Source organism: Vagococcus lutrae (assembly GCF_003987555.1).
Lineage (GTDB): Bacteria > Bacillota > Bacilli > Lactobacillales > Vagococcaceae > Vagococcus_A > Vagococcus_A lutrae.
On record NZ_NGJW01000004.1, the window covers coordinates 159,841 to 172,777 of the forward strand.

Annotated in this window: 10 protein-coding genes and 1 pseudogene; 3 read left to right on the forward strand and 8 right to left on the reverse strand. The window is 32.6% G+C overall.

From position 1 onward, the window contains the following. Window positions 1-113: 113 nt before the first annotated feature. The 5 genes from CBF33_RS04465 to CBF33_RS04485 all read right to left on the reverse strand — a co-directional run bounded on the left by CBF33_RS04465 (window position 114) and on the right by CBF33_RS04485 (window position 7,512). A complete protein-coding gene (locus tag CBF33_RS04465) occupies window positions 114-1,184 on the reverse strand; it encodes a response regulator (protein ID WP_126761982.1) in 1,071 nt (356 codons plus the stop codon). After that, window positions 1,162-4,176, reverse strand: coding sequence for a histidine kinase (locus tag CBF33_RS04470; protein ID WP_126761984.1), 3,015 nt, complete (start codon window positions 4,174-4,176; stop codon window positions 1,162-1,164). Before CBF33_RS04470 ends, CBF33_RS04465 begins: the two co-directional genes overlap by 23 nt. 137 nt (window positions 4,177-4,313) lie before the next feature. Beyond that, window positions 4,314-4,892 (reverse strand): hypothetical protein, encoded by a 579-nt coding sequence (locus CBF33_RS04475; RefSeq protein WP_126761986.1) that lies wholly within the window; start codon window positions 4,890-4,892, stop codon window positions 4,314-4,316. Window positions 4,893-5,144: 252 nt separating this feature from the next. Further along, complete coding sequence (locus CBF33_RS04480; RefSeq protein ID WP_126761988.1) at window positions 5,145-6,608, reverse strand: peptide MFS transporter; 1,464 nt, start codon at window positions 6,606-6,608, stop codon at window positions 5,145-5,147. Window positions 6,609-6,840: 232 nt separating this feature from the next. Beyond that, on the reverse strand, window positions 6,841-7,512 hold the full coding sequence (locus CBF33_RS04485; protein WP_126761990.1) for a peroxiredoxin: 672 nt from the start codon (window positions 7,510-7,512) through the stop codon (window positions 6,841-6,843). A gap of 294 nt (window positions 7,513-7,806) precedes the next feature. Here CBF33_RS04485 and CBF33_RS04490 point away from each other — a divergent pair, with 294 nt between their 5' ends. The 3 genes and pseudogenes from CBF33_RS04490 to CBF33_RS04495 all read left to right on the forward strand — a co-directional run bounded on the left by CBF33_RS04490 (window position 7,807) and on the right by CBF33_RS04495 (window position 9,314). Then, window positions 7,807-8,088: a helix-turn-helix domain-containing protein gene (locus CBF33_RS04490; protein ID WP_126761992.1), complete on the forward strand. Its 282-nt coding sequence runs from the start codon at window positions 7,807-7,809 to the stop codon at window positions 8,086-8,088. Window positions 8,089-8,108: 20 nt separating this feature from the next. Continuing rightward, a pseudogene (locus CBF33_RS09695) lies at window positions 8,109-8,240 on the forward strand (helix-turn-helix domain-containing protein); the annotation flags it as partial. 48 nt (window positions 8,241-8,288) lie between these two features. Beyond that, a complete protein-coding gene (locus CBF33_RS04495; RefSeq protein WP_244919686.1) occupies window positions 8,289-9,314 on the forward strand; it encodes a hypothetical protein in 1,026 nt (341 codons plus the stop codon). Between the two features lie 58 nt (window positions 9,315-9,372). Here the strand turns inward: CBF33_RS04495 and CBF33_RS04500 are convergent, their stop codons facing one another. The 3 genes from CBF33_RS04500 to CBF33_RS04510 all read right to left on the reverse strand — a co-directional run bounded on the left by CBF33_RS04500 (window position 9,373) and on the right by CBF33_RS04510 (window position 12,835). Beyond that, window positions 9,373-9,957, reverse strand: coding sequence for an alpha/beta hydrolase (locus CBF33_RS04500; protein ID WP_126761996.1), 585 nt, complete (start codon window positions 9,955-9,957; stop codon window positions 9,373-9,375). Between the two features lies 1 nt (window position 9,958). Then, window positions 9,959-10,912 carry a VOC family protein gene (locus CBF33_RS04505; protein WP_126761998.1) on the reverse strand — a complete coding sequence of 318 codons (954 nt, stop codon included), beginning with the start codon at window positions 10,910-10,912 and terminating at the stop codon, window positions 9,959-9,961. A 171-nt stretch (window positions 10,913-11,083) separates the two neighbouring features. Beyond that, window positions 11,084-12,835 (reverse strand): flavocytochrome c, encoded by a 1,752-nt coding sequence (locus tag CBF33_RS04510; RefSeq protein ID WP_126762000.1) that lies wholly within the window; start codon window positions 12,833-12,835, stop codon window positions 11,084-11,086. Window positions 12,836-12,937 lie beyond the last annotated feature (102 nt).

Sequence of the window (12,937 nt, forward strand, 5' to 3'; positions counted from 1 at the left end):
TAAATTTGATATAAAAAAGGCTATCACTTTCGAATAGTTAATCGTCAGTGATAACCTAATATAATAATCTTGATAGTCCTTTATTACAATGTTCTAATAAGCGTTATCATCATTTATCTAACTAATAATGCACTAAGCGTTTGAGGAAGAGGAATATCTAATTCTTCTTCCCAAAAAGAACGCGTCTCTCTTATAAATTTAACAGCTTCAACGATAAGTCCATGACGTTTATAATAATGATAAATGTAATCTATGTGTTTTTCTTCCAAAACCAAATCTTCCCAAAAACGCAACATTACTATTTTTAAATCAGGTAGAGCAATTAAATCATATTGTATAGCTTCAATAAGGTAGTGAATCACTCTTAAATGTAATGCCTCACGATATTCAGATGCCCACGAATAATCATTATAATAAAAATATTTACCTTTATAAATTTTAACTAAGTGATGACTATTTAGTTGTGATACTTTATTAGCTAGTATCTTTTCGATATATTTTATATCGTCTTTTATATTTATATTGAGGTAATATGCTCCTTTTTGATATTTAATAGGATTCTGGTTATAGAATTCCTTAAAATGTTTTCTTATTTGATAAATTGTCGTATGTAACATCATCGTAGTGGATTCTTTTGATTGATCTGGCCATAATAATTCAATCAATTTATCCTTTGTGACTCTTTTATCCTTCATATGATTCAGTAAAAAAAGAATCTCATATGCTTTTTTGGTTCTTAACAAAACTTCTTGTCCATTTGAATTATAAATAGATCCCTCATCAAATACTACAAAATAAAAAGACTTTTGATTTTCTAAACTAACCATATTTGACATACTTAGTTTTTCCATCATTTTATCAAATCTTTTTTTAGACACTGGCTTCAATAAATAGTCAATAGCATTGAGCTCAAATGCTTCCACAGCATATTCAGAATAAGCTGTGACAAAAACTATTTTCATCTCAGGAAACATTTCAGAAAGATAGTTACCTAACTCGATACCTGATAAACTTCCCATATTGATATCTAAAAATAATAAGTCTGGCTTTAATGTTTCTATTTCATTTAAAACGATTTCTGGATCTGAAATACTTTTGATTATCTTCAACTGTTCGTAATTTCCAATCAGTTTTTCCATCATCTTAATGGCAATTAATTCATCATCTACAATCATCACTCTCATTATCTATCCCACCTTTTTTCAAAAAAATCAAAATGTCTGTCCCAATATTCTTTTCAGACTTAAATATAAACTCTGCATCTAACACTTTTCTGATACGATCATAAGTGTTAACTAATCCAATTCCTGTTTTCTGAGAATTATCATGTAATATCTCCTCTAGTGTCTGATTGGTCCCTACCCCATCATCAGAAATCTGAATAATCACTTCGTTTTCTCTACTATAAATAGAAATCTTAACTGAACCCTTTCCTTTTTTGGGTAGAATACCATGACGTATCGCGTTTTCTACCAAAGGCTGTAATACAAGAGGGATAATTTTTATCTCTCTTAGATTCAATTGAGTGTCTATATCAAATACAATAGATAGTTTGTCCTCAAACCTAATCTCTTCAATTTGACTATAAGCCTTTACCAAATGTAGCTCTTGTTCTAATGTGATAAGCTGATCGGGTTTACTCAAATTATACTTTGCATGTAGCAGCTCAATAAAGGCATCCAAAACAACATACATTTTCTCTTCATCAAATTGAGATAAGCCAACTATCGTATTTAAAGTGTTAAACAAAAAATGAGGCTCGATTTGTGCTTGTAGCCATGAAATCTCATAGGCTAAAGACTCTTCTACTGTAGATTGTGTATATAATAAATTACCGACTTTTTCTGTCAGTTCAGTATAATCTAATGGGAAAACAATATGGTCATTAGCTCCACAATGATAGATATTTTTTATCTCTATTTCATAATCATTCGTCAATATGAGTATGACTGGCAATTCAATACGTTGATATTTTTTTCTAATAACCTCCGTCATATGATAACCATTTCGTGTCTTTAAAATAGCATCCATCAAAACTATATTAGGGTTAAAAGAACGAATAGTTTCATACATATTTTCAGTTGATTCCATTGTTCTTACAATATAACCATCATTCATCAATGACTTTTTTAAAGTCAACAACTTCAAATAATCATCACTTATGACTAAAACTCGTCCTCTTCCTTCAAAATTATTCTGTTCTTGATAATATTCCAAATGACGAATTCTTTCTTTATAATGTTCTTTTTCTTTTTCAACTTCTGTGTGTTGAAAATAGAGATTGAACACTAGACCACAAGAAGTTCGTTCAATTTCTAATCGACCATCTTGTTTTTTTACTAGTGTTTGAATCAAACGTACTTCAACTCCATATGTATAATCAAATAATACCGGAGCTAAATTCGGCTCATGAAGTGTCATCTTAACAAATTGAACATGTTCATCATCTATATCGGAATTAATTAATATGATCTTAATTTTAATTTCTTTTTTAACTTTTTTATTCTCGAAATATATTTTTTTTGTTCCTTCAATTTTTTTCGCAATCGAATAGATTTGAAATAAAATTTGAATAAACATTTGAGGATTGGCAACAATAGAATTGTTATTTTCATCCATATTTAAAATAGGTTTAATATGACTATACATCTTATCATGTTTAGATAGACTGCTGACATATTCAATTTTATCAATGACTGATATAAAGCGTGTATTTTCAATGTGATTAACATCTGACATTCGCGTCATTCCCATTAGATTTTCTATCAAATTGTTTACTTCTAGATTTATATTTTTCAACAGATGAAATTCATCTATAGGTATCGTTATCTCATCTTGATTAACTTTCTCTCGTTGAACCATACTATCTAATAAAATATTCATACTATTTAGTGGTACTTGTAAAGCTCTGGAAACCCTTCCGAGAAATATTTCGCGCGTATGATTCATATTCTCCAAATCATTGGTTAGTTCTTTTGTTTTCAAAAATAAATGCTCGTAATTTTTTACCCACGCAATCAATACGAAAAATACAGATAAAACAATGTCAAATGGATAATGGGGTAGTGAATAATTTGATCCAACTACGAAACGCCACCAAATCATATGGTGAAACATTGAAAGTAAAGAGTACAATAGAGCCCTTCTAGACGTCATATTAATATGCTCTAGTTCTAAAATATTCCAAATCGATATAATTAATACACCTATAAATATCCATAAATATAGTCCATAAACACGTAAAAACAAATCAATTGGTAACAATAGTAGTACTATACTGATCATAAAATAAGTTTTTTCAATTTTATCCAGAAGTGATAAACGATAATTTCTACTATTGTTCTTAACTAACTTCAGTAAAGAAGTTCCTGTCAACATTATTAAAAAAAGCTCTAGTTTTAACTTTTGTTGAGGAGATAAAGTAATATAGTAAAAGATTGCTTTTTCTCCCGTACTTAACATATATAAAAAAGCCAAACTTAAAAAGACTCCTGCAAAATGTAAATAATCCGAATTAATTTTAGCTATAAAAAATAAACTTAAAGAGAAGAGACCTACAATCAACAGTATTGTGCTTGTGAAAATTTCAGAATTTCGATTTAACACTGTCTTGTGTTCAATGTATTCTTGTGGGCCAAGTTTCATACTTCGAACGATACCACCTGCTTGATGAGGAGTATTAACGACTTGAACAACAATTTTAAGTTGATTTTCTCCTTCTTCCTTTTCAAAATTAAAAATACGTGGTGAAAATTCTCTTTGTTTCCCCTCATTTAGTTGGCTGTAAATTAATTCATTTCCAATAAATATATTACTTAATCCCTTTATATTCCCAGTATATAAAGCTAAATGCATTTCTTCTTCAGGCACGGTGACTTTTAGATAATAGGTCCCCTTATATTCATCTTGATTCCTTGTAAAGTGACGGTTCCAACTTTGAGGGACCTCTATTGTTTGACTCGTTTTAGTCTTATCTCTAGTAGGCAGCACCCACTTATCTTTATAAAACAGCCACTCTCCATCTAAATTGATACTATCATTCATTTCGTATTTATAATGAACTTTCCCATTTTTAACAAGTGGCTCATTTGGTTGATAACTCATAAACCAAATTAATCTAAATACAGTTAATATAATTAAAAAAAACAAAAAAAGATATTTCCTATTATTTTCCATTCACATAGTCCTCCCTAATAAAGAATACTATAATTAAACTAAAAAAGGACTTAATTGCGGATTTTTTATTATAAGTATATTATAAGCAAAGAAACTGAACGAAAAATGAAACCAAGTTCATTTTTCGTTCAGTTTCTTTATTTTCTTATGTATATTTCATCATACGACTTCTCAAAATCTAATGGAAAAAGAACATTATAGTGTTCCCAATACTTTTGAGTGTTTAAAAGTAAAGCCTTTATCTGAATATATTCTTTCTGTCTGTCTAAATTTACTACCAGTTTTTCTAACAATGATAAATCAGTCAAATAGTCCTCTTCAAATAAAATTAATAATTGATTCAATATATCTTTTGATAATGTCTCAAGATGTAGCCCATCTTTTACCCATTTAATACACTTTGTATGTATTATTTTCCCATATTGTTGTGCCCATCTATATGAAAATCCCTCAAAGTATTTCCCTTTGTACAATAATAATAATTGATGTATCCGTTCTTCATTCGGCGTCAAATCAAGTAGAGATTCAAGCTGTTTAATGTCACTTTGAACTTCAATATTTAAATAATAGATGCCACCTTTATAACCAATGACATCTTTAATTCCAATTGCATTAAACTTTTTTCTCATCTGATATAGTATCGTGTGGAATGACCCATCTGCACTTGTTTGACACGTCTGTGGAAATAAATCTTCAATAATTTGATCTTTAGTCACTATCTGATTGCTATGATGAAAGAGAAAAAATAATTCATATGCTTTTTGATTTTCAAGTAAAATGATCTTATTTTTGAGTCAGTTAAACTTATATTGCCTAAAGAGTGAATTATTAAATAGTTTTCTTTATTTCTTCTTTCACAACATCACGATTTACTATACTATAAAAGAATGAACGAATCCTGAACAAAAAACACCCTAGCCTCGTTATATGTGAAACTAGGATGTTTTTGCTATTTATAAGAGGGATAATTATCTAACATTCCCCATTAAGTTTTGAATAGGTTTTCTAATAGTGAAGAGGATTATTCCTGTTAGAACTGCCACAGCCCCAACAATTCCAAAATAAGCTGATTCATTTTGTGGTGTAAAGAATCGAGAGATTTGAGCATTGATAGCTTGTGAAGAGGCATCCGCTAACAGCCAAATCGCTAATGTTTGTGCTTCAAAAGCTTTCGGAGCAAGCTTGGTTGTAACCGAAAGCCCTACTGGAGACAAGCACATCTCACCTAAAATCATAATAAAGAAGCTAAAAATCAACCATAATGGACTGACACGTTGATCAGTGCCAAATAAAAGTGCTGGAAACATTAGTAAAACAAATGACAATCCTGCTAAAACTAATCCCAATGAGAACTTAACAACGGTTGATGGTTGACGCTTACCAAGTTTTGTCCATAATGTTACAAATACCGGTGTTAATAAGACAACAAAAACCGGATTTAAAATTTGGTACCAACTCGCTGGTACATTAAAGCCAAATAATGTTTGTTGCGTACGTTCACTAGCAAATAATGCTAGGATAGATGAACCTTGTTCCTCCAATGACCAAAAAACAATCGCTGATATAAATAGCGGAATATAAGCACGCACCTTGCTTCTCTCTTCTAACGACACATCTTTAGACCGTAACATTCTCGTAAAATAAAAAACAGGTAGACCTATCCCTAATACACTAATAAAATTAATAAAGAAATCAATCGTTAGATGACCCGTAACCGCCGCTCCTCCAAAGATAATTGCGACAATAATTAAAGCTAAAATGAAAGTTTTGATTACTTTAGGACGCTCTGTTGCCGTAATGGGATTGCTAGGCTGCTTGCCAATTTCTTTTAAGGTATATTTACCTTGGAAATAATAGACAATTAATCCAACTAACATTCCAATAGCTGCGACAAAAAATCCTAAATGATAGTTAACCGTTTGTCCCAACGTCCCCACAATAATCGGTGCTAGTAAACTTCCAATATTGATTCCCATATAAAAAATCGAGAAACCAGCGTCACGACGCACATCTTCAGGAGCATACAATCCACCAACCATACTTGAAACGTTAGATTTTAACATCCCCGTTCCAATAACGATAAATATCATGGAAATAAACAGTGCCGCAATTCCAAACGGTGTGGCCAAAACAACATGCCCCAACATGATAAAGAGCCCGCCTATAAAAACCGTCTTACGTGAACCAAGTAGGCGATCAGCCATCCATCCCCCAACAATACTCGACATAAATACTAGGGAACCATAAACAGACATAATCGCTACAGAGGTTGCTTTTGGTAAGCCTAGCCCTCCATTCGCAACCGTATCGTACATATAGTACAATAAAATCGCTCGCATACCATAATAACTAAATCGCTCCCACATTTCTGTGAAGAACAGTGTTGCCAACCCTCTCGGCTGACCAAAAAATGTTTTTTCTTCGGATTTCATAAAAACCACCTTTGTTTTTTGTCAGAAATTGCTTAAATTTTCTGAATTTTTTCTACAAATTATCTTCATCCGAATGAAAATAAAATGCAATTATTAAATTATACTCCCACTTTTTTTATTTTTCAATGGAATATCTTGCATAAATGATAAATAGTAAAAACAAAAACTGTATGATTATACATAAAAAGAGAACCATGCTGTATGTCGCATGGTTCTCTTTTTATGATCAAAACTATTTTTCCATAGGCTTACTAATAAACCACCAGTCACGATATTCAACGTCTTTATTGTCTTTCATCGTTTCACGACGTTCTTGAGCAAGTTCTTCTGTTTTTGCTGGCTCAATCAATACATCAGAACCTAAAATATCGTTGTTTGGCCAATTTTCAGGCATAGCTGTACCATGTTTATCCGCATATTGTAATGCCTTAACAGTACGGATAATTTCTGGCACACTACGGCCTGCTTCTTGTGGATAGTACATCATTGTGCGAAGAATTCCCTTGTCATCGACAATGAAAACTGCACGAACCGTATCTGTTCCTTTTGCTTCATGAATCATTCCTAGTTTATTTGCGACACGACCAAGTGAGTCCGCTATAATCGGGAATGTAATTTCTTGTCCCATATGCTCTTTAATCCACTCAGTCCATTTTAAGTGAGATACAACTGAGTCAACAGATAAACCTACAAGCTCCGTATTCATCGCTTTAAACTCTTCATGTGCTGCAGCTAAGCCAACAAATTCAGTTGTACACACTGGTGTAAAGTCGCTTGGATGACTGAATAACACAAACCACTTTCCTTTTAAATCATTTGGTAACGTCATCTCTCCATGAGTTGTTGTCGCTTTCATTTCTGGTAATGGTGCTCCTAAAATTGGTAATCCCATACTGTTTTCCATATACTACGCTCCCTTTCTGATTAGACTAAATAGTAATCAAATAATTAATTACCTTATATTATTATTTTAGTATAGCTTTCATATTTATTCAAGAGATACGCTGTGATGATTATCACACTTAAAACGATAATTACCTTAAATATGATTTGCTATTTAATTATGCAAAATTGTTATATTACCTCTATCCCTTATTTTATTTATATATTCTTTTATTCTAAATAGTCAATCATTCACTTTTATGTTAAAATTCATTTGTTAACTCTCACACATATCGTTTAAAAGGAGGCGTTTACTATGATAACCAGCTTCTTGAAAAGAAATGAATTAGCAAAACTAAAGATGTTAGCTATTATTTTATATCAGAATAAAATTGAATTAAAAGAACTAAGAGACACGTTAAATTACAGTACTAGAACTATTGCAAGATTAGTAGCCGAGTTAAATAACGACATAGAAAAATCGACGCTTTCCATTCCCAATATTATTATCAATGGCAAATATATTAGACTCCATTCCAATCTTGAAGATGAACGTTTTTTTACAAGCTACACAAAAAACTCTGTCTGTTTTATTTGAAATATTCACTAGAGTATCAATTGCTTCATCAGATATTTTTCAAGAGAGAAACAAACTTATTAACTATAGCTTCTCATTTAAACACCTCTCAAAGTCACTGTTATCAATTATTAAAGCAACTTAATGTTATATTACATCCTTTTCACATTAATATTGACAGCAAACACTTTGATTTGACTATAAAAGGAGAAGAAACACCGGTGACATTTTACCTTGCTTCGGCTTACGATATCTTTAATGTTTTAGAAGATCAGATTGTCTCTAATCAAAAAGAACTTTTTCATCCTTTACTTAGTCATGATGGCTTTAATATTTACGATTTCAACAATCAAGAAGTCTATTACATACGTCTCTTACAACGCGTGTATAAAGAACGCTATCCCTATCTATCTCATATACATCTCCACGACACAATTAAGCCGATACTAAAGACAATGGTTATCATTAACAATCCTTTTTCACAACAATATTTTCCTACTTCTGACAGCTTACTTTTTTATAATCTATACGTTCGCACAGTTATTCCATCTATCGATACTAGTAGTATGAGAAATCAAATCGGTGCGTTATTGACTCAATTACATTCAAACCCTATAATAAATTCACTCAATGCCTTAATCACAGAGTTATACCACTTTTTCCAACAGCATCAATTATCAGAATTTACACAATTACGAATAGATGAATTCCTTTATATGTTGACGCTACACACTTGTTATATTGATATTTTACACATAGATATAAAAACTTTACTCAAAGAAGATTTTCATACTCATATTTTATCTTTTTTACCAGATACACATTCTCAACTCGTGATCGATATAGAAAATATCGTGGCATCTCATGCGACTTCCTTTCCATTATGGTCAAGCGAAACACAACAACAATGGATACAGCAAATGACGAAGGTCATATGTAGCCTCATCTTTCCATTAAAACAGCCACGATTAAATATATTAATCGAATCTTTTTCTTACTACTCTAATAAATGCGCGCTTCAACATCAAATTGCTAATTACTTTTCAAAGGCTATGTTAGTTTTTGTGGATAATTCTCAAGAGGCCGACCTGATTATTACCGATCAAGAAATACCAAACACGCGAAACATCCCCCATTTTTTTATTTTCGATCATTTTTCAAATGATTTATGGGAAAAACTACTCGCCATGATTGTTCAAGAAGCGCATAAAAAGCTCATAAAATCAGTGGATACCACCTTTATTTAAATCGTCAAAAAGCTGCCTTTCTCATTAATATAAGAAAGACAGCTTTTTTGACACTTATTTAATAATACTGTTTTAAAAAATCAATTTCTTCTTTTGAAATACCATGTCCACCGTCTAAAAGCTTGACCTTAAAATTAGGAAACTGAAATGTTTGCAGACGTTTTTGCATTTGGATAATGGGGCCTGCAGGCGCTATATAATCATTGGCTCCCACTGTAGCCAATATCCGAGTATCACTAGACGTTGCTTGAAATTCATACTGAAAATCTGCTGGATGAAGTAGTATCACATTTTCAACAAAATTTGGCTTTATTTGTAAAATACTTAGTAAATAGTTAGCTCCATTTGAATACCCCATAGCGGTGACCTTCTCATAGCGAGAAACATCTATTTGCTCAAATTCTTGTAAAAACTCTTGAGCATACTCTTTCAATTTGCTTGCAGTCACTGGTTCTTCTTCAGGTAACGGAAAATAACGTCTTTTTCGACCTGTTTGCCAACTTCCTTCAAAACTTAAAACATCCGCATTGGGTGCGATTTCTCCTGTGATAGGTAACAAACTATAAATATTACCGCCTGTTCCATGAAAAGTAATGATAAGTTCACTACTCTCTTTATCTGCCGTAAACCATGCTTTTAACATACTACCCCTCCTGTTCCTTCAATTTCTTTTCAATAGCCTGACGCTGATTTTCTAAAAATTCTGGTAAAACAAGCGCCTGTTCAGACCATTTCACTTCCACATTATTTTTTACTTGATAATGTAAAGTAGGAGGCGTTGCTACTTCAAATAAAATCTGGTTAGGATCTCGAAGATAAATGGAGGTAAAAAACTCGCGCTCTTTAATCTCAGATTGCACGATGGCTCTGTCACTTAACTCCCTTTTAAGCCTCTTTAAAGATGCTATATTATCTATTCCTAAGGCAAGATGATGAATACCTCCTGTGCCTATTATTTCCAAAGGTGACACTTTATCTTCTATTAAATGAAGTTCATGAGCGACAGGATAGTCTTTAGGTCGATAGACTGTCACTGGCAAGTGAAGCAAGTGATACGTGGCTACTTTCTCAAAGTCAAAATAGGTTTCTAAAAAATGACCCGTTGCACTTGGATAGCGTAGACGCAAATAGACAAAAGCAATTCCTTGTATCAGATGATTATTAGGAATATCCGGATATAAGGCAGCATGCTCATTTTTCACATCACTTTGCACAACTAATCCTAAACGTTGTCCATCAAAATCTTCAAATCTCAACATCTGATAATGATGATAATTTTCTATTCCATAATGCGTAACGCCCCATGTTTCGAACCGTTTTTGCCAAAAAGAAAGACTCTCTTCTTCTTTAACAGAAAACATGACACGCTCAATAGCATTCGTCCCAAATTGATTCGTTTGAAAATCTTTCATTTCAAAGACTGTAAATTCTGTTCCTTCTTGTCCGATATCATCACCAAAGAACAAATGATACATACTCGTTTCTTCTTGATTAACTGTTTTCATCGTTAAATTTAATCCTAATATACCATGATAAAAATCATATGCTTTTTGAGCGTCACTACTAAGCACAGATACATGATGAATGCCTCTCATCATCGCTTTTTCCTCCCTTACTATACTTATTCATTTTTACTTATTATGACATGAAAGAGAAAATAAAGCTTGTTTTATGCTTATTTTTTGTAAGCTATAATTATCAAACTATTTCAAACAAACTAGCTAAATGGAAAAACAGGTCTTATCTCACCGGATAAGACCTGTTTGTTTTTATTTTGAAACCTCTTGGCCAGCAATACGTCCAAATACAATAATATCCGTAATCGCATTTCCACCTAAGCGGTTGCTTCCATGTATCACACCTGTTAGTTCGCCTGCTGCATATAATCCTGGAATTGGTTGCCCGTCTTTGTTTAGGACTTCAGTTTTGTCATTGATGACTAATCCTCCCATTGTATGGTGGACTGAAGGCGCTGCTTTTTCAATATAATAAGGCCCCTTCGCTAATGAAACAAGCTCTCCACGATGGTTAAATTCTTCATCTTTTCCATCTTTTGCATATTGATTTACTTTTTTTACTGTTTCTTTAAGATTTTGAATATCAATGTCAAAGAATGCTGCCGCTTCTTCTAGTGTATCTGCTTTGACGATCATCTTTTGTTTTAATAACTCTTCATACTCTGCTTCATGTACTTTCATTGTCCCTGAAATTTTGTTAATATCATCATTCCAAAGTTGATAAGTATATCCCCCAGTTTGTTCTAAAATGGCATTCGAAATTACATCACGACGTTCTAATTCTTCTACAAATCGTTTTCCTTCTTGATTGACTAAAATTGCCCCATCAAAACGTGTATCAGCTAACAACGAGATAACACCTGTTTTAGGATTACAGATAGGATAAGTTTGAATATTTTCCATATTCGTTAAATCAGCACCTACGGCTTCTGCCATAATGATACCATCTCCAGTAGACCCTTCAGTTACTGTAGACATATAGCTTTCATCCATTTTTTCATTATATTTCTTTCTCATTTCGACGTTTGAACCAAAGCCACCAGTTGTTAAAACAACACCATTTTTAGCTTTGTACGTAATCATTTGACCTTCTTTGTTTTCAGCTTTTACCCCTGTAATACGATTATTTTCTTGAATCAATTCTTTAGCTGTCGTATTTAATTTTATCGGAATTTCTAATTTATCCGCTTTTGCTCGGAATTTGGTAATAACTTCTTGACCCGTATGCCCTTTTGGTATTAACGCACGCTTATATGAGTGGCCGCCAAATTGAAATAATTGATCATCTAAAAATTCTACCTTAATATCATCTTTTAACCAAGTCGCAGCATCTAAAGCATTTTCCGTCATGACTTGAATCATATGTGGATCACCTAATTCATCCCCACCTTTGATTGTATCTTCCGCCATTTTTTCTGGAGAATCCCCTTTAATGCCTAATTTCTCTTGTACCCAGTTATTTGGTACATTCATTTCTGCTCCAGAAATTAAGGTGTTCCCACCAACAGCTGGCATCTTTTCTATTAAAACAACGGATTTACCTGCTTCTTTTGCTTCGATTGCAGCACTAAAACCAGCGCCGCCTGATCCTACTACTACGACATCAAAAGTTTGTTCAGTCGGTTCTTTCTCTGATTTATTTGACACTTTTTTACTTGCTACTAAAGTCATGCCTGATTTTTTTATCGCATCATTTACGGCTTCTAGGTAGCCTTCACTCGTTGCAGTCGACCCTGTCACGACATCAACTTCCGTTGAGTTTTGATTAATAATAGTTTGCTCTAATTCTTCATAAACAGGTTCAGCTAATACTTTATTTTCTCCATGATTTAAGACTTTGATATCTTCGATATGATTATCTTTCATCGTCACTTCTACTTTAATATCGCCGTGTTTACCATTTCCAGTGCCCTCAAATACTTGTTCTTTTGTTGCTTTAGTTCCACATGATGCTAATAGTACAATTGCTAACAAACTCGTCAAACTTTTGCCAATTCTTTTCATCAATCTTTTCCTCCATTCATGCTATACTATGTAAAAGCTATTCATTTACATTCATATATCTCTATTATAAGAGGTTTAATAGAGATGTCTGTAAACAAATGC

Excerpts from the sequence above, each read along its gene's own strand:
- CBF33_RS04465 (WP_126761982.1), bottom strand. The coding sequence starts at position 1,184 with ATGAGAGTGATGATTGTAGATGATGAATTAATTGCCATTAAGATGATG.
- CBF33_RS04470 (WP_126761984.1), bottom strand. The coding sequence starts at position 4,176 with ATGGAAAATAATAGGAAATATCTTTTTTTGTTTTTTTTAATTATATTA.
- CBF33_RS04480 (WP_126761988.1), bottom strand. The coding sequence starts at position 6,608 with ATGAAATCCGAAGAAAAAACATTTTTTGGTCAGCCGAGAGGGTTGGCA.
- CBF33_RS04485 (WP_126761990.1), bottom strand. The coding sequence starts at position 7,512 with ATGGAAAACAGTATGGGATTACCAATTTTAGGAGCACCATTACCAGAA.
- CBF33_RS04490 (WP_126761992.1), top strand. The coding sequence starts at position 7,807 with ATGATAACCAGCTTCTTGAAAAGAAATGAATTAGCAAAACTAAAGATG.
- CBF33_RS04500 (WP_126761996.1), bottom strand. The coding sequence starts at position 9,957 with ATGTTAAAAGCATGGTTTACGGCAGATAAAGAGAGTAGTGAACTTATC.
- CBF33_RS04505 (WP_126761998.1), bottom strand. The coding sequence starts at position 10,912 with ATGATGAGAGGCATTCATCATGTATCTGTGCTTAGTAGTGACGCTCAA.
- CBF33_RS04510 (WP_126762000.1), bottom strand. The coding sequence starts at position 12,835 with ATGAAAAGAATTGGCAAAAGTTTGACGAGTTTGTTAGCAATTGTACTA.